At 33.2% G+C, this 21,818-nt stretch carries 14 protein-coding genes and 4 tRNA genes; 5 read left to right on the forward strand and 13 right to left on the reverse strand.

Annotated features, from left to right (window positions below; genetic code table 11):
- Positions 1-3: 3 nt before the first annotated feature.
- From J4T76_RS01775 to J4T76_RS01785, 3 genes are all read right to left on the reverse strand, one after another.
- Entirely contained in the window at positions 4-564 is a 561-nt protein-coding gene (locus tag J4T76_RS01775; RefSeq protein WP_267339416.1) for an RseA family anti-sigma factor, read from the reverse strand.
- Between the two features lie 41 nt (positions 565-605).
- Entirely contained in the window at positions 606-1,181 is a 576-nt protein-coding gene (gene rpoE, locus J4T76_RS01780) for an RNA polymerase sigma factor RpoE (protein ID WP_267339417.1), read from the reverse strand.
- Positions 1,182-1,391: 210 nt separating this feature from the next.
- Positions 1,392-3,884, reverse strand: a complete 2,493-nt coding sequence (locus J4T76_RS01785) for a class I adenylate cyclase (protein ID WP_267345244.1) — start codon at positions 3,882-3,884, stop codon at positions 1,392-1,394.
- 85 nt (positions 3,885-3,969) lie between these two features.
- On the opposite strand from J4T76_RS01785, the gene J4T76_RS01790 reads away from it, so the two are divergent.
- Both J4T76_RS01790 and J4T76_RS01795 read left to right on the forward strand, forming a co-directional pair.
- Entirely contained in the window at positions 3,970-4,590 is a 621-nt protein-coding gene (locus J4T76_RS01790; protein ID WP_267355723.1) for an NUDIX hydrolase, read from the forward strand.
- Positions 4,591-4,922: 332 nt separating this feature from the next.
- Positions 4,923-5,723 (forward strand): YdgH/BhsA/McbA-like domain containing protein, encoded by an 801-nt coding sequence (locus J4T76_RS01795; protein ID WP_267339420.1) that lies wholly within the window; start codon positions 4,923-4,925, stop codon positions 5,721-5,723.
- Between the two features lie 260 nt (positions 5,724-5,983).
- Here the strand turns inward: J4T76_RS01795 and J4T76_RS01800 are convergent.
- The 6 genes from J4T76_RS01800 to J4T76_RS01825 all read right to left on the reverse strand — a co-directional run bounded on the left by J4T76_RS01800 (position 5,984) and on the right by J4T76_RS01825 (position 8,371).
- A tRNA-Gln gene (locus J4T76_RS01800) sits at positions 5,984-6,058 on the reverse strand.
- A gap of 187 nt (positions 6,059-6,245) precedes the next feature.
- Positions 6,246-6,320, reverse strand: a tRNA-Gln gene (locus tag J4T76_RS01805).
- Between the two features lie 26 nt (positions 6,321-6,346).
- A tRNA-Leu gene (locus J4T76_RS01810) sits at positions 6,347-6,431 on the reverse strand.
- A 36-nt stretch (positions 6,432-6,467) separates the two neighbouring features.
- Positions 6,468-6,544, reverse strand: a tRNA-Met gene (locus J4T76_RS01815).
- A gap of 117 nt (positions 6,545-6,661) precedes the next feature.
- Positions 6,662-7,759 (reverse strand): multifunctional CCA tRNA nucleotidyl transferase/2'3'-cyclic phosphodiesterase/2'nucleotidase/phosphatase, encoded by a 1,098-nt coding sequence (locus tag J4T76_RS01820; protein ID WP_267339421.1) that lies wholly within the window; start codon positions 7,757-7,759, stop codon positions 6,662-6,664.
- A complete protein-coding gene (locus J4T76_RS01825) occupies positions 7,760-8,371 on the reverse strand; it encodes a TIGR04211 family SH3 domain-containing protein (protein ID WP_267339422.1) in 612 nt (203 codons plus the stop codon).
- A gap of 223 nt (positions 8,372-8,594) precedes the next feature.
- On the opposite strand from J4T76_RS01825, the gene J4T76_RS01830 reads away from it, so the two are divergent.
- Together J4T76_RS01830 and J4T76_RS01835 are read left to right on the forward strand one after the other, a co-directional pair.
- Positions 8,595-10,712, forward strand: coding sequence for an alpha-galactosidase (locus tag J4T76_RS01830; protein WP_267339423.1), 2,118 nt, complete (start codon positions 8,595-8,597; stop codon positions 10,710-10,712).
- A 340-nt stretch (positions 10,713-11,052) separates the two neighbouring features.
- Positions 11,053-12,057: a substrate-binding domain-containing protein gene (locus J4T76_RS01835; RefSeq protein ID WP_267345240.1), complete on the forward strand. Its 1,005-nt coding sequence runs from the start codon at positions 11,053-11,055 to the stop codon at positions 12,055-12,057.
- 80 nt (positions 12,058-12,137) lie between these two features.
- Here the strand turns inward: J4T76_RS01835 and J4T76_RS01840 are convergent, their stop codons facing one another.
- Positions 12,138-13,919 (reverse strand): carbohydrate porin, encoded by a 1,782-nt coding sequence (locus tag J4T76_RS01840; protein WP_267345239.1) that lies wholly within the window; start codon positions 13,917-13,919, stop codon positions 12,138-12,140.
- 391 nt (positions 13,920-14,310) lie between these two features.
- Between J4T76_RS01840 and J4T76_RS01845 the strand changes: the two genes are divergently transcribed.
- Positions 14,311-17,397 carry a beta-galactosidase gene (locus J4T76_RS01845; protein ID WP_267339426.1) on the forward strand — a complete coding sequence of 1,029 codons (3,087 nt, stop codon included), beginning with the start codon at positions 14,311-14,313 and terminating at the stop codon, positions 17,395-17,397.
- 60 nt (positions 17,398-17,457) lie between these two features.
- Here J4T76_RS01845 and recB read toward each other — a convergent pair whose 3' ends face one another.
- From recB to J4T76_RS01860, 3 genes are read right to left on the reverse strand one after another with little or no spacing between them, the layout of a single operon-like run.
- A complete protein-coding gene (gene recB / locus J4T76_RS01850) occupies positions 17,458-20,931 on the reverse strand; it encodes an exodeoxyribonuclease V subunit beta (RefSeq protein ID WP_267339427.1) in 3,474 nt (1,157 codons plus the stop codon).
- Positions 20,910-21,353 carry a phosphohistidine phosphatase SixA gene (gene sixA, locus J4T76_RS01855; protein WP_267339428.1) on the reverse strand — a complete coding sequence of 148 codons (444 nt, stop codon included), beginning with the start codon at positions 21,351-21,353 and terminating at the stop codon, positions 20,910-20,912. Before sixA ends, recB begins: the two co-directional genes overlap by 22 nt.
- A 25-nt stretch (positions 21,354-21,378) precedes the next feature.
- The gene (locus J4T76_RS01860; RefSeq protein ID WP_267339429.1) at positions 21,379-21,675 is read right to left on the reverse strand and encodes a YfcZ/YiiS family protein; all 297 of its coding nucleotides are present in this window, start codon (positions 21,673-21,675) and stop codon (positions 21,379-21,381) included.
- Positions 21,676-21,818: the final 143 nt, after the last annotated feature.

Raw genomic sequence — 21,818 nt, forward strand, 5'->3', positions numbered from 1 at the left:
CAATTAATGAGCATTAAGCCTTTTTTGTAACTCATAATCCTGTACAAGTAATCTAATTTTATCATATTGTCTTTTTTCAAGTAGTTGTTGGTCGTTATGTTGTTGAATACCACCAACTGGAGCAACATTAACACCTACAGGTAGAGTATTGAGTGTTGGAGTACCATTAAAACTGTCTAATTGTCCCTGCTGATGTTGAACACCTGCAATAATTGCCAACGTTACACAAGCTGCCAATCCAACTTGACTAACTTTTCCTACTACATCTTTTATACGATTCCAAAATAAATTTTCAACTTTCGGTATAGTGACTTCTTTTGAGATTGGTTGATCTGGAATTTCAAAATATAGGTTTTCGTCAGAAATAGCTTGAGCAATTTGATTTGAAATATCTAAAGTTAAAGTACTACTGTGCAGCTCACCTCGCATAGCAGATCTTACAATATGATAACGATGCCAACAAGATTGTAAATTTTCATCTTTTGATACAGCATCAATGAAACGATCATCTTTAAACTCACCATCCATAAGTGATGAAAGTTGCTGTTTCTGTTCTGTTTGCATAGTAGATACCTTAATGTTATAACTACTTTAACTTAATTGTTTCAATTAGTTATTAATGGTTTAATCTTTTCATCAATAATATCACGGGCTCTAAAAATACGCGACCTTACTGTTCCAACAGGCGTCCCCATAATTTCAGCAATTTCTTCATAACTCAGTCCATCAATTTCACGCAATGTAATAGCCATTTTTAAATCATCGGGTAATGCTTCAATTGCCTCAAATATTACTTTTCCAACTTCTTTTGAAAGTACTAAGCTTTCTGGATTGTCAATATCCCTTAAAGATTCTGCATTGTCATAACCTTCGGCTTCTGTTGCATCAATGTCCGATGATGGAGGTCGACGACCCTGCGAAATTAAATAATTTTTTGCTGTATTAACTGCTATTCTGTACAACCATGTATAAAATATACTTTCACCTTTAAATAGGCTTAAAGATCGGTAAGCCTTAATAAAAGTTTCTTGCACAATATCCGGAACTTCAGAAGCTGAAACGTAGCGAGAAACCAGATGAGCAAGTTTATTTTGATAACGAACAACAAGCAAATTGAACGCATTTTTATCACCATTTAATACGCGGTCAACTAATACTTGGTCTGTTACTTGCTCCCCCATTAAAGGCCAATCCTCACTATGTTAATAACTGCTTGTGGCCCAAAAATATGCTTACTAACAGTTAGATTATTAAATTAGAAAAAAGTTCCCATTTATTTTAATAGAAATATAAATTTTTTTCATATCAAAAATACCTTTAAAACAATTTCTACAAAAAATAATATTACTTTTATCGAACTTTTTATAATATGACGTAATTTACGATCAATGTTAATTCAATAAATAGATCTCTCGCTCACCAACATTATTATAAGTAATTTGATAAAATTGCGGTAAATTGAAATTGACAGAACTACTAGTAGCGAAAGTAAATCTGTCATCCGATAGAACATAAAAATCATTGATGGCTTTAACCATAGTTTCTTTATTGCCATTACAATTGCGATATATTTCTATCTGATTATGTTCATTTAAAATATATAGATCAAATCCTGTGTTGGTGTCTTCAAAAAAGAACTGAATTACACCTTGATACGCTACGCTGTCTATTTCTTTAGGCAGTTCATTCGTTTCATCTAATATATTTAATGGTGTTCCTTGTGCTTTATTATTAGATACTGCACCATAAAAATCAATGGCATTTTCAAATTGATGAAATGAGACACCGAGCCGTTCGAAAAATAGATACCATGATGCACCATCAATTCTTAAAGGTTTTACTTGAGTTAAATTATTTATCGTCGAACTTAATCGAAGTTCAATGCAATCATCCATCAATTTTTTTATTTGCTGTCTAATTTGATTATTTAAACATTGACTATAACAAAATATTTCCATTGAATTCGGTAAATCTGCATCTTTATGCATTCGGTTAAGTAACGCTTTAATAGCTTCAAGAACACATAATTTACCATTAAAATGTAAAACACGAATTTCATTCCATGAATTACGATATAATAAGTCTATCGATCCAACTAAGCTTAATTCATTTTCACCATAATTTAATACATTAGAATTAAATTCATTTTCTAAGTTTAAATTAGCTGTAGGATCGTTTTCGAGATTTAAAATGATGGCTAAATGACGTATTTCACATGGTCCATAAAGCTGTTCTTCGGTTGCTGTTGGAACATTAATAGGAAAATATGCTTTGAGATCTCTAATAAATTTGGTTATTTTAGTCTTATCGCGATCTTCCCCATTATGATAATAAAACTCTGTTGAGTCACAAATCATATTATTAAAATAACACCAACTCACTAATTTTACCAAATACTTACTGTATTCAATATATTGATGACCAATAATGTCATTTAGAAGTGGTTTTTGTTTATACACATACCAACCCGCTCGATTGATTCTATCTTCTTTAACGCAAATAAAAGTAAGCGTGCTTTCTTGTAAATTACTGGAAATATTAAGTTTTAATGTTGTAATTTTACCTGGCAACACTTCAAAAGAAGCATAAAGTTTACGCGTTAATATAGCTAAGTCTTGTGGGCTAATTAATGAATCTAAATTATTACGACGACCAAAATTCAGTAAATTTCGATAACCTGTCATCATAGTCTGTAATAATATTTCATGTATTTCCCGAACTTGTTCAATTTTCCATGTATTGCTAGCATCTAATTTAGCTATGAGCTCTTTACTCCATCCCCATTGTTTGACTAACTCATCTAGAATTTTTCGACGCCATGATGGTAGACAAGTTGGTACTGATAGTTTTTCATTAACTTTTAAATAAAAACACGTTCTAATAAGTTCTAATCGAGCAAAATCTTTAATTTCAATGAGGTAATTTGTTAACCTTTGCAAAAGCATATAATATGAATCTAAATAGCAACCTTGATAAATTTCTGCCTTTTGAATAGAACTACGCATCTCATAAGCGATTGGTTTATTTTCTGGATAAATCCACGAGTAAGCTTCAAGTAATAAAGTTTTCAAAACAGCTTTAAATGGAGAATCAATACTTTTATAGAGTTGCCACAAACTAGCACCAAAATATTCTTCCGCCGATAATCCCGTTAATGGCCCAAAATCGATCCATTCATCACGAATGATAATATTCTGTTCGACTAATGCTTGAACACATTTTTCATAAGTCGGATATTTTGTGTTATTAATAGTTAAATTGCTAGGCACGGCAAACCATAATAATAACTTACCTGCCAATAAGTTAGCCGAACGATAAAATTCTTCTAACAATAATATATGTTGAGCCGAACCGCAATTTTCACCAATTAAACATTCATGATGCTTATTAATAAAACGATCGACATCTACTACAAATAAGGTTAACTTAATTCCTAATTCATCTGCCCATTGTTCAATTAGACGGCATTTTTTTTGTAAAGATGATTTTCTGTTGGCAGATAAATTATTTTCAATACAAATCCATATATCCAAATCTGATGTAATTGATTGTCCAATCGAACATGTGCTTCCCATTGAATACAAGGCTGAAATATCAGATTTATCGGTTGTCAGTGGAGTAATGAAATTAAAATCATTTTGCAATTGAGTGGAAACGGTTTCAGAAATTTGATAACAAGCAATACCCTTAGGCATATCTTCATTTAGATAACCTGGAAGATTGGGATCATGAAAATGAAAAAAAGCCGGCAGAAATGAAAAAACATGTTGAAATTCTTCTGACATAGCATTCAGAGCACGTTCATGCTTCAGTAAAGCAAGATCTTTAAGTTGTTTTTTTATGTTGTTAATATAATATTGCATGGCATTATTCAAGTAAAACACGTGTACTACTAACAAACAATTTCAATCTAACATTTTCTTATTATAACGTAAATAGAATGTTAAATTAAAAAATAAAATAAATATTATGATCACATTAGAAAAAATATCGGATATTTTGAAAACCACCGAACGTCCTAAACAAATCAAAAATAAAGCAGCTGTGTTAATGCCAATTGTCAAAGTAGATAATCAATTACACTTATTATTCCAAATTCGATCTCAGAAACTTAAGTGGCAGCCTGGTGATATTTGTTTTCCGGGTGGTAAAGTTGAAAAAGAAGATATAAACCCTGAACAAACCGCGAAAAGAGAAACTTGTGAAGAATTAGGGATTCCAATCAATGAAATCACTATTTTAGGTCAGTTACCAAAATTTATTGCCTCATTAGGAATGATAATTTATCCGTTTATTGGTAAAATTGATTCTATTAAAAATTTAAAACTAAACATTGATGAAGTTGAAAGCGTTTTTACTGTTCCACTTGATTGGTTTAAAAGAAATCAACCTGTACATGCTACGATGCAAGTTGGACACAAACCAGATAATGATTTTCCTTATAACTTATTACCTAATCGTTCAAAAGACTGGCAAAAAAGATCTGAACATTTAGTTTACTTTTATCAATATAATAATTATATTATTTGGGGTTTAACTGCACAAATAACAAAACAATTTATTAATACTATTCAAAAAGCAATAAAATAAAAAATTAGCTTACTAATTTAAAATATATTTTTACTTTAATTTCTGTTCTTCAGTAATCGTTGTTTTTTAACACAATGTTTCTATAATTTTATCTATTACTATATATTTTTATCAGCTTCGTTAAATCTGAATATTTTAAAATAAACAGCTTTTTTGTTTCTTAGAAAAAACTTTATAACTATAAATTAATTATTAATGTATAGATAACGACATAAATATCTTAGATTTTGAAGGTATACGTATATCTTTACATTATGTTTATGATGGCAAATTAAATACAGCGTTAAAAATTAACTTTAATTGAAATAATTCAAAAAATGAAGGAAATAATCATGAAACGTTTAAATAAATCATCAATTGCACTTGCTCTTTTATTATCATTACCTGTTGCTAATCTTTATGCAGCTGATGCTTTAACTGCGCAAGAAGCAAAAAACTTAATTCCACTTAAAGAAATTTCTGTAACAGGTAGATATTTACAAGCTGAAAATGCAGCAGATGATATTTCTCAAGCTGCCGATGAAGCTGGTGCTAAGTACTATTATATCAAATCAATTGAAAATGCAATGACTAATAATTCAGCTGATAGTGCCATTGTTTATGCTGATATTTATCAATCCAATCAACCTGTCGCAGTTATAAAAAAAGAAGTTACAAAAAATGGTGTTGTTCTATATCCACGAGCTAAAGCTCTTTATTATCTCCCATTTGAAGTTATCAAATTTAAAGGTAATTACAATAATACTGCTGAAGTAATGAATGATGCGAGTAAATTGGCCGCAGAAAAAAATGCATATGCATTTTATGTTTTCTCTATTGCGCCTTCAGATATCAAAAATCAATCGCAAGAAATTGATGTTGCATTATACAAAAAAGATGCAGTAGTGAGAGATTTTATTGTTTCTAAGGCAATAGAAGGTGAAGATGCTTACGAAATCACAAGCGATGCGTTTAAAACAATGACACCATATAAAACAATCAGTTTCCATGGTTCATTCAACAATACAGCAGAAATCAGCGCTGAAGCTCAAAAATATGCAATTGCCAATGATGCACACTTCTACTATGTTAAAGAAATAACAACAAATTCAGCCAGTACTGCACAAACTGTTTATGTAAATTTATATAAATAGTGAAGTAATTTTTTATATAACTTTCTACGTGAAATATAAACTTAACTACGTGGAAAGTTATATTATCCCCTCCTTACTCTAGTCATAATATTCTTAAATATACATTGTCTTTAAGTGGAAAAGAACATCGATAATCAATATACGATCGACGTATTAGTTGAAGCGACTAAATAACGGAAAAAATGTATGACTAATTTAGTTATGATACTAGGACAAAATTATGAAGAATTGGTAAAATATAAGAAGAAAATCTATGTTTATGGCTGGGGTACCAGGATTCGAACCTGGGCATGGCGGGATCAAAACCCGCTGCCTTACCGCTTGGCTATACCCCAAGAAAAGATAATTATTAAGATTAAATGGTGCGGAAGAAGAGACTTGAACTCATATACCTTACGATAGTAGAACTTAAATCCAGCGCATTTACCAAACTCGTCATATCCGTAGTAAATAATCAATAAAGAGGCATATACTCAAGGATTAAACGGACTAAATCATCTTAAAAAATTATTCAAAAAGTAATGGCTGGGGTACCAGGATTCGAACCTGGGCATGGCGGGATCAAAACCCGCTGCCTTACCGCTTGGCTATACCCCAATAAAGGACAAACTATTAAGATTAAATGGTGCGGGTGAAGGGACTTGAACCCCCACGCCTCACGGCGCCAGAACCTAAATCTGGTGCGTCTACCAATTTCGCCACACCCGCACTGAATACTCCGATAAAAGTACTACCTAATCTTAATGGTGGCTACGACGGGATTCGAACCTGTGACCCCATCATTATGAGTGATGTGCTCTAACCAGCTGAGCTACGTAGCCATCTCATTCGCAACGTCATAACCAACACTGCGAGGCGCATTATGCTTAAGTTCCGGCAAATCGTCAACACTTTTTTTTAGATATTTTGAAAAAAAGCTGTGATCGATTAAGATGCAATCAAATCCGGTTTAATAACAATTCAATTCGCCTTTTTTGTAGTTCAATTTGAATGTCTTTACCAATAAATCCATCCGAAATAATTTTTTGCACATTAACGCTATTAGCTAGTTTATAAGCATTTTCTAAATATTGTGCTTGTGGATAAGATTCTGTTTTAGCCAATGCTTCGCTAGCCAAAACTAATTGATAAAGGTGTTGTGGATTACGCCATACATCAATCCTATTTAGCAAACAAATAATTTGCTCGGCAGTCAATGTTTTTACACACTGGACATCTTTATAGTATTGATTAACCATTATAGCAAGCTTAGTATAGTTATTGGGTGATTTCATTTTATTGCATAATTGTTCAACTGAAAGCATACTTGGTAATTGCGAACATAAAACACTAAAACGAATAGTTAAATCGTGAGTTAATGAAACAGAACGTTTTAGAGCATCGATGACAGTATCAGATAAAGATAACAATGGAAACAATATAGCAAGTGCACCACATTGTTCCAAAACTTTAAAGTAGATTTGAGGATCTGTAGTAGATAAGGCTTTTTCAGTCTCTTTCCAGACACGTTCTGAAGTAAGATAACTAATTTCTCCAGCTAACACCATATCTTTCATCAGATTCATTGTTTCGCTTGCAACAACAAAACCTAATTGGTGATAGCGTGCAGCGAAACGCGCTACTCGCAAAATTCGTAAAGGATCTTCACGGAAGGCGGGAGATACATGACGTAACAACTTACGTTTGATATCATCAACGCCATGGTAAGGGTCAATAATATTACCTTCTTCATCCATAGCAATTGCATTGATGGTAAGATCTCGTCGGATAAGATCTTGTTCTAAAGTAATATCTTTACTAAAATCACAAATAAATCCAGAATAGCCATTACCTGCTTTGCGTTCTGTCCTCGCTAATGCATATTCTTCTTTTGTAACCGGATGCAAAAATACAGGAAAATCTTTACCAACCTGTTGATAGCCTAAAGATAATAATTCTTCCGGTGTCGCTCCAACAACAACCCAATCACGGTCTACACTCAGTAATCCTAATAATCTATCACGAACACACCCACCAACTAAATAAATTTGAGACATTTAACGCATCCAACGATCTTTTTTACGACGAGGCATTATAAATGGTAAAATTAGACCTAATATAAGACCACCACCAGCAACAAGACCGCCATAAGTGAACCAGGTAAGAATAAGATCAACTCGTTTATCATCAACTTGATTTAACATTGAGTCTATCTGAGTTTTCTGCTGTTTGACTTTTTTTTCAAGATCGGCATTTTTATTTTGAAGAGTTTCAATTAATTTTTCCGCAGATTGCAATTTTTGCTCATATTCATTCACTATGATTCGTTGATGTTCATCAACATTATTCACTTTGTCTTGATATTCAGCTAATTTTGCTTCTAATTCGGGAAGGCGTTCTCGATAACTTGGCTCATCATTAAGTTTATTGCTCTCAATCCACGCTATTTTGCCATTATTAATTTGAACTCTTGTGTATTTTCCATCGTCACTTTTTTCAAGAAAAGTCACTTTTTGACCAGCTTTAACTGATCCAGAAAAACCATAATTAGCACTAGGACCACGGCGTAAGTAGATATCCATGTCTTCTGTCACGTATTTATCTGCAGCAATAGCACTAAAAACAAAACCAAGAAAAGAAATTATAATAATATTATGTTTTTTCATCATATTTAATTCAATCCATCCGTTTTTTAACCATGATAACATAAAAAATAAACTTTTCGCACATTCATTTCACAATATATGTCTTGAAAAAAAAGCCATCAACACAAAAAATGAAATCGATTACATTTTTTATGAGATCTTAATCACAAAATAAAAAATTAATCATTTAACTTTAATAGAAATAAAATTATTTTGACAGATAAAGAACATAAATTTTGGAGTCATCATGAACTATCGTCTTAAAAACAACCATATAGATGTCCTATTTCGAACAACACCTTATGCTGAACTTAGCTATTTTGGTAAGCGATTACAAAACATTCAACTTGAACAACTGGAAATATTAACTCCTGCTGTTCCTAACGCTCGTATTGATGTTGACGTTCCTTTTACTCTATGTCCTGAAGAAGGTTTGGGTAATTTTAGTACACCGGGACTTGAAGGCCATCGCAATAATAAAGATTGGTCTCCTGTTTTTATCACCAAAGAAGTAATTCAAAAAGAAAATGAAATTACCATTATAAGTGAAGATAATATTGCTAACCTACGTTTCATCAGCCATTTTATTTTAGATAACAGCGGCGTATTACAATGCCAAAATAGTTTAATTAATTTAGATGATGAGCCTTATCAGGTCAATCGTTTATCAATCACTCTCCCCTTACCTGAGAGAGCGCAAGAGTTAATGGCCTTTAGTGGACGTTGGATTAAGGAGTTTTACCCTCATCGTATAAAAATCGAACACTGTGGGTATTTGCAGGAAAACCGTCGTGGACGCACTTCGCATGAATATTTTCCGGGTATGGTAGCTGGCACCGAAGGTTTTAAAGAACAATCTGGTGAAGTATGGGGTATTCATTTAGGTTGGAGTGGAAACCATCGAATCCAAGTAGCCGTAAAAAGTAATGGTAAACGTTTCATACAAGCTGAAGCCTTATATATGGCAGGTGAAATAACATTAGCTACAAACGAATCGATTTCAACACCATGGTTATATGCAACTTATAGTGATCAAGGCTTGAATCAGATGAGTCAGCATTTTCATGAGTTTTTACGTGGTAACATTATTAAATTTAGCCAAAATAAACCTCGTCCAGTCCATCTTAATACTTGGGAAGGCATCTTTTTTGATCATAATCCAGATTATATTATGCAAATGGCGTCCAAAGCTGCACATATGGGGGTTGAACGATTTATTATTGATGATGGCTGGTTTGGTAAACGTGACGATGATTATCAAGCATTGGGAGATTGGTATTTGGATAAACGGAAATATCCAAACGGATTAGAGCCCGTAATTAAACATGTTAAAGATCTGGGCATGGAATTTGGTATTTGGGTTGAACCTGAGATGATTAATAAAAATTCTGATCTTTATCGTGCTCATCCTGATTGGCTACTTGAACTGAAAGGTTATAATCAGCCTGAAGGTCGTCATCAATATTTACTCGATTTACAGAATCCAGCGGTTTTTGAATATTTGCTTGAAAGATTGACTTGGTTGCTTGGAAGCTATGACATTGACTATATAAAATGGGATATGAATCGTGAAATAGTGCAAGCAGGTCATAATGGTAATCCAGCGATTGTTGGACAGACCGAAGCGTTATATCGTTTAATTGATATTTTACAAGAAAAATTCCCTCATGTTGAAATTGAGTCTTGTTCATCTGGCGGAGGACGTATCGATTATGAAATATTAAAACGTACTCAACGTTTCTGGACATCGGACTCTAACGATGCATTAGACCGCCAAATCATTCAACGTGGCATGAGTTACTTCTTCCCTCCTGAGGTCATGGGCGCTCATATTGGTGGTGCTTTATGTCATACTACATTTCGCGAGTTACATATGAATTTACGAGGTTTAACTGCCCTATTTGGACATATGGGCGTTGAACTTGATCCTGTTAAAGAATCTGAAAAGGAACAAAAAGAATTTGCTCATTATATTAATTTACACAAACAATTGCGTCCATTATTACATAGCGGTAATAGTGTGCGTTTGGATGTTGATGATCCTAATGCAATGCAAAGTTATGGTGTTGTAAGCAAAGATAAAAAAGAAGCTGCTTTCATTATTGCTCAATTGACATTACCAACCTATGCATTGAGTGGCAATTTACGATTGACGGGTTTGTCAGCTGATAAACAATATCATATAGAAATTCTTGATATGCCAGATAATATTGATCCAAAAATCAGTGGTCATGTGATGAAAATATTACCTATGTGGATGCAAACGAAAACAACAGTTTCTGGCGATTGGTTAATGAATATAGGATTACCATTACCCGTGCTCGATCCTGCAACGGCTATGCTGATAAAAATCACATCCAAATAAATTAAAAAAAACACAAAAAAACTATATTATTTAACAAAAAATGGGGATGAAAGTATTCATTCCCTTTAATAACATGTTAAATTTGAAATGGTTCGGCAAATAATACAATGATTGGCAAATAAAAATTTTTCTATTATTATAAGGTTTTATCTCATATGTTCAGTACCAAACAGACTGAATTAGTTAGAAGATATAAAAATATTTCAAGTATCGGTTCCCTCCCCCCTTTGCGAACCACTTTTGCTTTAATCGTCGGTAAACTACAATATTTTATATGGATAAACTTTAAGTAATATGGATATAAATTTTAAGTAGTAATATCAAATTAAAAGGAAGTTTTATGGTGACAATAAAAGACGTTGCACAATTAGCCAATGTTTCAGTTGCAACAGTATCTCGTGTTATCAATAATGCAAACAATGTTAGCAATAATAAGCGTGAGATTGTTAAAACTGCTATGGAAAAATTGAATTATTATCCAGATGCAAATGCTCGTGCTTTATCTCAACAAAATTCAAAAACCATTGGTATTATTGTCGCAGACGTTTCGGATCCTTTTTTTGGTGCTATGGTTAGTGCGGTTGAAAAAGTAGCTTATCGAACAGGGCATTTTTTATTGATAGGTAATGGTTATCACAATGAAAAAAAAGAATATAATGCTATTACCCAATTAATTGAGCATCGCTGTTCTTCGTTAGTGGTTCATGCAAAAATGCTTTCCGATAGTACCTTAATAAGATTGATGCAACAAGTTCCAGGAATGGTATTAATTAATCGTATAATAAAAGGTTTTGAAAAACGTTGCATTGCACTTGATGACCGCTATGGTTCTTACTTAGCTGTAAAACATCTAATTCAAAATGGTCATACCAACATTGGTTATTTATGTTCAAATCATGACATATCAGATTCATCCGACCGCTTACAAGGATATAAAGATGCGCTTTTAGAACATGATATTGACATCAATGATAACTTGATTGCTATTTCCTCACCAAATGAAATAGGCGGTGAACAAGCTATGATGTCCCTTTTAGAGCGCAATCGTCAAATTACGGCCATTGCCTGCTATAATGACTCAATGGCAGCAGGTGCTATTTCTGTGTTATATGATAATGATATAAAAATTCCATCAGATATTTCTATAATTGGTTTTGACGATTTATTACTTGCTCGGTATTTACATCCCAAATTGACAACTATCCGGTACCCATTGCAAACTATGGCTGAGCAAGCTGCTGAACTGGCATTATGTTTAGCAAAAAAAGAAATTCCACCCGCCAATTTAATTAATGTTTTTACTCCAACTTTAACCAAACGATATTCTGTTAACAAAATTAAATAATGGTATTGGATAATAAAAAATGTCGAAAATACTATAGATTAAGTGTTTTCGACATTTAACTATTTTTTAGAAACTATTATTTAAAACCAAACTTCAGTTTGCACACCAAAGCTAATTTGATTATCCTTACCATTAAAGTCAAATTTACTAATTTCATTTTGCAATGACTCTATATATGAAACATAGAAACGTATATCAGGTCTTGATGTTAAAATACTTTTACCAACTTTAAATGAGTGGAAAAGCGTTGTTTTAAAACCCTCTTCATTATAGTTTTTACCTTTGACTTTATTTTTTTGTTGAAAATAACCTAATTCAATGCCACTTTGATTATAATTATCCCATATATAAGCAGGTCTTATTGCTGATTTAAAACTCGAAAAATCCGTATGAGCCAAATTAAGATCATATGAGTAAACATCTGTTCCTGTCGTCATCGCAATTGCATGAGCCATAATAACTTTATCGGCTAGATAAGCTTCACCTTCAGATACCAATCGATAAGCTTTTCCTCCTGTGTGAGTACCGATGTAATCATTATCAGCATTAGCTGCAAATTCAGGATTATTCGTATTAATATTAGCCAATTGTGAAGCAACAGAATTGGTTGCTATTTGTAAAGTCCATTGATTAAATCCACCAAAGAAATTATTTTGCCTTAAAACAAAACTTCCCAGCCAAGCATTTTTTACACTCACACTATCTTGAATTTTGGATTTATTGGGTGCAGAATAACGTCCGTTAACGGCAAAAATTGCATCTTGCCATAAAGGAATATCTCGATAGCGAAATTCAACTTCATTCAAATCGACTTCTTCTCGTTTCGTTACGGTTTGTACTCCAGTATTACCACCATTTATAATTTTAACTTGTTTAACATTGACATCTGCTCTCACAAGCGCTAAATCAAGTTTCCCCACTCCAATTCCAAGATCCTCGATACCTATACCCCCCCCCGCCGGTGTTTTTTGTGTTTTCCAATCTAACATTTGGATTTCATTATAAGGAAGTGAATGTTTTCCTACCCATAAATTTGCATTAGGAAATCCAGGTACAAAACCTTTGGTAGATAAGTAAATATCAGAAAACTGCATAATATTGTCATCTTGAGTATTAAATAAACCAGCAGCTTTATTAGTTGCTACATTACCATCAATCATAACAATGGCATCAACTCTATGACTATCTTCATCATAAACTTTTTGTTTAAAAACAAGATCGTACCAACCTCCATATTCATTACCAAACCTACCTAATGCACCTTCAGCATAATTTTTTGGTTTACCATTTTGGGAAGTAGACCAACCACCACGAAAATAACCATTAAATGAAAAACCGATTTCGTCTTTGATGAAATCTTTAAATTCTGACAGAGTAAAAGCATTTTTTAGTGGTTTTATTTGTGATGTTATATCTGCATTATCACTTGGCTTGATATCATTAACTATAACGATTTGATTATTGGATGCCTGATTTTGTTGAACAACAGATTTAGAATTAATGTGGGTTTGAATTTGGGTTTGTTTTAATACTGGGGTTTGAGTTGAAAATTGAGTTGAAGTTTTAACTAAAGCACTACTTTGTTTTTTCAATACTTTTTGCTGATTGTTAATTACAATCTGTTGTTGTTGAATATTCTTATTTAATTGTGCTAGCTGTTTATTCGATTCAATCACTTGTTTTTTTAAATCTATGGATTCTTGAGAAAGTGCTAATAATTTTTGTTCTAATAAAGATATTCTTGCTTCTAACTCTTCTTGAGTAGCAGCAAAAGAGTGTTGTACTGAGCACAAGCCAAGTAAAGTAATTAAAACAATTCTTTTAGGTTTGACGTTAAATACAGCTTTAGTTAAATATTTCATTTTTCCTACTCATTATTGTATAGAGATTAAAGAAGCCTCATAAACTTGAGACAAAAAAAAACCTAAAAAATAGCAATAACTATTTTTTAGGTTTTGCCCATAATATTACGGTAGCAATCCAATGCTTAATAAATAAGCTTATTTAATATAACGAATAAAATTGATTATTAACAATATAAATCTACACAATGTGATATATATCACATTAAAATTGCATTTATTATTCAATTTCCTTTTTTAAACTAATCAAAAAATATTAATGTAATCGATTACACAAAGTGTTAACTTGATCACTTAAATAAAATAAAAACGATTTATAATAAATATTAAAGAGCCAGATTAATAAATGAAATAGTAAATAATTGATAAGTTGAACAAAAAGGAGAAAATAATGAATCTTTGTTTCAGTGAAATTATCAATCGATCGGATTGGAATAATTTATCTATTTTAAGTGTTAATCGACTTGATACCCATCCCAAATTTAATAGTTGGAGAGATAAACAACACGCTAAAAATAATAGTGATTCAGATGCAATATTATCACTCAATGGTGATTGGTTTTTTAGTTATTTTAATACTCCAAAACAAGTACCTGAATCATGGTTGGAAAAAGAACTTGATAATACCACTATTCCTGTTCCATCAAATTGGCAATTTTATGGTTATGATGCGCCAGTTTATACAAATATTCGTTATCCTTTTCCTTATAATCCTCCTTTTGTTCCTGAAGATAACCCCACTGGCTGCTATTCTCGCTATTTCAAAATTGATAAGAAATGGTTAAATCACGGAAATACAAGAATTATATTTGATGGTGTCAGCGCAGCATTTCATCTTTGGTGTAATGGTAAATGGGTTGGCTATTCACAAGATAGTCGCATTGCTGCAGAATTTGACTTGACTCCTTTTTTAAAAAATGGTGAAAACCGAATTGCTGTATTAGTTTTAAAATGGTGTGATGGTAGTTATTTAGAAGATCAAGATATGTGGCGTTTGAGCGGCATTTTCCGTAGTGTTTCATTACTTAACAAGCCAAAAGCACATTTAAGTGATATTCATATTAAAACGGCACTTGATGCTTGCTATCAAAATGCCACATTAACATTACAAGTTGACGTAAAATATCAAAGCGAGACGGATAGGCTAGATGTTGGCATTGAATTATGGCAAAAAGATAAACTTATCGTTGAACAAACACAACCAATCGGAACACCTTTTATTGATGAAAAAGGTGGATACAATGACCGAATGACATGCAATATTCCCATCACTAAACCACAATTATGGAGCGCCGAAACTCCAAATCTTTACCGAATCGTTGTTAGTTTAAATCATAATAAATCTGGCTTAATTGAATCAGAAGCTTATAACATCGGTTTTCGAACTGTTGAAATCAAATATGGTCAGCTCTGTTTGAATGGTAAACCCCTTCTTATTAAAGGGACTAATCGTCACGAATTCTATCCTGACCTAGGGTATGCTGTTACTAAACAAGCCATGTTGGATGATATTAAATTAATTAAACAACATAACTTTAATGCTGTACGTTGCAGCCATTATCCAAACGATCCGCGTTGGTATGAACTTTGTGATCAATACGGTCTATATTTAGTTGATGAAGCCAACATTGAATCACACGGCATGTTCCCTATGTCTCGTTTGTCGGACGATCCTCGTTGGTTAGCGGCTTATAGTGAAAGAGTCACCCGAATGGTACAACGCGATCGTAATCATGCAGCTGTAATTATTTGGTCATTAGGAAATGAATCTGGACATGGTGCAAATCATGATGCACTATATACATGGATAAAAAGCTATGATCCTACTCGCCCAGTACAATATGAAGGTGGAGGTGCCAATACCAAAGCCACTGATATTATTTGCCCTATGTATGCCCGTGTTGAACAAGATCAACCTCATCCTAATGTTCCCAAATGGGCGATAAAAAAATGGATATCCATGCCAGACGAAAACAGGCCTCTCATTTTATGTGAATATGCTCATGCAATGGGAAATAGTTTAGGGGCATTCTATAAATATTGGCAAGCCTTTAGACAATATCCCCGTCTACAAGGTGGATTTATTTGGGAATGGGCCGATCATGGTATTCGTTGCCATACCAAATATGGCAAAAGTTATTGGGCCTATGGTGGTGATTTCGGTGAAGCGTATCATGATAGGCAATTTTGTTTAGATGGTTTGGTTTTTCCTGACCGCATACCGCATCCAAGCTTAATTGAAGCTAAAAAAGTACAACAACCATTTCAATTTAAACTTGTTAGCCAAAAACCATTAGTTATCGAAGTGAAAAGTGAATATCTATTTCATACTACAGACAATGAAACATTGGAATGGGAATTACTGATAGATGGCAAAAAGCAACAAAGTGGTAAAGTTAAACTCAGAATATCACCTAACAATATCATTAATCTCAAACTTATTGAAGACATTGGTAATAATTTTGAAGGTGAAGACTTACACTTATCACTTAAAGTCATTCAAAATAGAGCTACCAAATGGTCGCCAGCAAAACATATCGTAGCTTGGGAACAATTTAAATTGACCAACAGTTTTATTCCACAATTGGCATTTAGCAAAAATAAAAAATTACTAAAATTAACTGAAAATAATAATGCTTTTAATATCAATTGGAAAAATCAAAGTTGGCAAATCAGCAAAAAAACGGGACAATTAAGCCAATGGGTTAAAAACAAGAAACCATTACTGGCCAGTGCACTTACTGATCAGTTTATTCGTGCACCAATTGATAATGATATTGGTATTAGCGGTGATTTCAACAGTAATAATAACCCTTATGCCTGGATTGAACAGTGGAAGGCAGCGGGTTATTTTGATCTAAGCCACCAATGTTTGGCAATCAAAGCATCACAATCCAGTGATTATGTTATCATTGAAGCCCTACACAACTACTCAGTGAAAAAACGCAAAGTCATTCAAAGTAAGTGGTTATATCAGTTTGATCAAGATGGTAAGTTAACTATCTCAGTTGAAGTAGATATTGCCAATGACATGCCTGCTCCCGCTCGTATTGGTTTGATGTATCAATTGAAAGAGATACCAGAACAGGTAAACTGGCTAGGATTAGGACCTCATGAAAATTATCCTGACCGAAAGACCTCTGCTATTTTTGGTGATTGGTCATTACCATTTGCAGAACTTTATACGCCTTACATTTATCCCTGTGAAAACGGCTTACGTTGCGATGTTAAACAATTAACTGTTAATGACATGACGATAATGGGTCATCAATTTAAATTTAACATCAACCAATATGGAACTAAACAGTTGATGGAAAAAAAACATCGTCATTTATTAGAGCCTCAAACATGCGCCTATGTCAGTATAGATGCTTATCATATGGGCATTGGTGGAGATGATTCATGGACACCTAGTGTACATCCAGAATTTTTACTAACAGATAAACATTATCGCTATCAATTGATTTTTACATGTTAATAAACGAAGATTGTACGACTAAAGTTAGGCACAGTTTATTTGTGCCTAAATTTTAGATAATTAAAAGGTTAATATTTCTTCACCTTCAAATAATTGATCGAGTTTTTCAATAAACTCTTGCTTAGGTTGATGATAAAAAATGCCATTATCAGGCATACCCCGTAAAAAGAGATAATATACCCCACCAAAATGAGTTTGAAATTGATAATTGGATAGTCTACTTCGCAAAAATCGATGCAATGCTAAACTATAAAGTTGATATTGTAGATCATAACGATGTTCTTCCATCACTTTTTTCAGTGCACGTTGCCCATAATAATCAATATTATCACCTAACCAATTTGACTTATAATCGACCAAATAATATTTTCCTTTAAATTCAAAGATTAAATCAATAAATCCTTTCAACATACCTTGAACCGTATCAAAGGATAATTCAGAACGCGATTGAGACAAATCATCATATTTTTTACACAAAGAATCCAATTGTTGGCAAGTTACAGATTGACGTATAGGTAAATAAAATTGTAACTCGTTTATGCATCTACCCATCAATATTTTTGATAAGTTTAACCCAGGTAGACCAAGGTCAGTCGCCAATACTTGCCTCATCCAATTGGCAATCGTGTTATTCCAATTAGAATTAAGATTAAGCTTTTTCACCATTTGTGCACATAATTCATCAATATTATCGGGTGAGATCTGTTCCATAATGCTGTGCATTAATGTACCTACATATGCCCCTTTAGGGAAATGGTGAATGTTGTAATTTGATATTATTGCCTCTTTACTATCCGATTCTGGTTGCGACTCATCCCAATCATTGATGATATCAAGATGATAAGTTAAGACACCTTCATCATGGCGTTGCAATTCAGTATAACTGGTCACTCGCCAACAGTTTGAAAGCTTACGCTTAAAAACGTTAGCGGATAATGTTGGAGCGGATAACATAGGTGGCACATAACGTTGCCCGTCAATTGGCAATTGAACATCAATTAAGTTTGCCAAACTACTAATAGCTCTTAAGTCATTTTTCAAAAGATGATTAATGGCTGTCTGGTTTTTTTTCAAAGAAGCAAGACCGATGCTGCAATGATAAACTGATCGCGTCATGGCAACATATAATAAACGTAAATCCTCGGCAAGGCGTTCATCTTCAATTTGTTGCTTAATTTCATCCGTTAATAACCATGCATAACTTAGTTTATAATCATTATCTTTATCATGATAAAATTGATTGTTAGATGATCGATACATTGAAATAAATGGTAACCAAACAATTGGAAATTCCAAACCTTTTGATTTATGTATCGTTATGATTTTAACTAGGTTATCATCACTTTCGAGACGCTGTTCGTGATTTTCTATATTAAGGTCAGGATTCACTATTTGTTTGGTCAACCAACGTACTAAAGCATGTGGGCTGTCTAATTCATCTGCAGCTTCTTGAAGCAATTCGCCTAAGTGCATTAGATTAGTTAAAGTACGCTCCCCATCTTGACGTGCCAAAATATTTTCAGCTAAATGACGTCTTTTCATCATACGGCGTAACATCACTAATACACCATAGTATAACCAAATCACTTGGTATTGTTTAAACTCTTCAACCAAACTTTCCCATTTATCCTGATCCTCTGTAATTTGCTCAAGTTCAGTCATTGTTTGACCAAATAATGATGTCATTAAGGCTAACCGTAGTGTTGATTCATTCTCTGGCATTAATACTGCTTGCAACAAACAAAGTACATCTTTTGCCTCACTTGATGAAAAAACACTATTATGATTTGATAGGTAGACACTTTTAACACCAGAAACGGCTAATTTCTGTTGAATAATTTCAGCTTCACGTCCGGTCCGCACTAAAATAGCAATATCAGAGGTCATCACCGGACGTTGTTCATGATTATCACTTAATACTGAAGAATTTGATAATAAACTTACTATTTGTTGAGCACAGCAGCTTGCCATGTATTGTTGATAATCCGCATTTGTTGAAACACTTTCAGGCAATAGATAAGCAGTTAATGCTGACACTTCTTTTTTATTGATTAATAATGATCTTTTCCGATTTCTTTCTGCTGCTTGCATTGGTAAAAAAGGAATTTCATCAAATACAAACGGTTTATCGTGATTGGCAAATAGTTGATTAACTGCATTCACCATTGAAGCTGAAGAACGTTGGTTTACATCCATCGTATAATGATTTTCACCTGTCGATCGCTTAGCTTCTAAATAAGTGAAAATATCAGCACCACGAAAACTATATATAGCTTGCTTTGGATCACCAATAAATAACAGACCGCAATCAGAATGCTGGCTATCGTAAATACGATTGAATATTTGATACTGTAATGGGTCGGTATCTTGGAATTCATCAATTAAGGCTACACAATATTGTGAAGCAATACTTTGCGCTAGTCGTTTACCATTTTTTACATACAAAGCACGATTAAGTTGCCAAATCAGGTCATCAAAACTTATAGCACCCTGTTTGAGTTTTTCTTTATAGATGCCTTTTTGGATAACACCGACAATATCCATTAAAATTTGGCTGCGTAAATTAAGTGGTTGTTGATAAAGTAACTCAATTTTTGCAAAAATACAGTGATAAGGAGCCTTCTTGCCATCTTTAGTTTTTTCGATTAATACGGATTGGCAAAATCTTTCAAGTTCATTGGGTAATTCAAACGTCTGGGTTGGTTGATTGGCCCATGTGGTGACTTTGTTTATCCAATTAGGTAAGTTACGGCTACTATAAGATTGTTTACTAATGCCTGATTGGGTAATAATCTCGGTTAATTCGTTAACCGCAGCTAACCATGATCGTTTTACTTCTTCAATCTGGTTAAAGTTATTCTGGTAAAATGTGTTAATCATATCGCTGATATCAGGATCAGCCTCATTATTGTTTTTTAATTCTAAAGTTAAATACGGCTTAATGTCTTTTAATAATGTGGCAGGATCTTGCCAAGTGCCGATGACTAAGTAAGCAAGAGATTTATCAAGTGGCGTAAAGTAATGACGCCAAAAGTCTTGTGCTACACGTAATTGCAGTTGATATTCATCAGCCATGAGTGTTTGTTCAAATAACACTCCTGATTCAAAAGCATGACTGGTTAATATACGTTGACAAAAACTATGAATAGTATAAATAGCGGCATCGTCCATTGATTGTTGAGCATCAGTAAGTTTTTGCACCGCAAACTTGCGATCATCGATTATTTCAATCAGTTTTTGATAAATAGGATCTTGATGATATCCCTGAAGTAAACCAAGCCTTAATTCTTGAATATTTTGTCGAATACGTGAACGTAATTCTTGCGTTGCCGCCTTAGTAAAAGTTACAACTAGGATTTGATTAACGTCAAGTGGCTTTGGATAACTATTTTGACCAATACCAAGTAATAACCTTAGATAAATAAAAGCGAGTGAATAAGTTTTACCTGTTCCGGCCGATGCTTCAATTAAGCTTCGACCGGTTAAAGGTAGATCAAAAAGATTAAGTTTTTTTACTGAACTTGCTGAAACCATTCAAGCTTTCCTACAGCATCTAATGTTAGCTCAATACAAGCAATAGCAGCAGTTGGAAACATAGGAGGTGGGACCTGCGGACAAAGTTCATTAACAACATATCCCACTAATGGCAGATGCGATACAATAATAACATTTGTTAAACCATTAGATAACAATACTCTAATTAAATCAACGATATGTGATGAGCTACCACTGGGTACTAAGCATTTTTCAGTTTCGACCTTTGTCACGTGGACATAAGTTGATAATCCGGACAATGTTTGCTGAGCACGTAAATAAGGACTCACTAAGGCTAAATCGAAGTTAAAATTTTGTTCTTTAAGCCATATACCAACTTTTTTAGACTGTTCAATACCATAATCAGTCAGAGTGCGACTTGAATCAGATGAAGCAGAAAATCCTGCTTCACCGTGTCTCATAATACAAACTTTCATTAATCTATTATTAACGTAATTTTAATTGGAAGATCATGCATTCTGCACCACAGCAAAAAGTAAATGTTGCTGATAATTTAAAACCATCATCAACTTTCTCAATATTACTGTTAATTTCACAAGGTTCTGTTTCAACAGTTTTTGCAGCTTGGGTCAATGATGCCAATTTAGCTTGTGCTTCTGATTCTGTTGCAAAGACATGTTCGTACTCAGCGCTGCAATTGTCATTATCAATAATTGTACCAACATCTACACAACAACACGCTGGAGTTTCGTTCGCTTTACATTTGTTTAAAGAATCTGTCATGCTATACCTCTGTTTACCGATTGATTTCGTTAATAGTATACTCTTAATCATAACTTAGGGCAAAATGTAAAAATTTTTATCACAACTGAAATTTTTGGCATATATTAAAACTTTATTTTTATTTTTCTCAATTAATTAAATAA

Origin of the sequence: Gilliamella sp. B3022 (assembly GCF_028751545.1) — a bacterium.
Taxonomy (GTDB): domain Bacteria; phylum Pseudomonadota; class Gammaproteobacteria; order Enterobacterales; family Orbaceae; genus Gilliamella.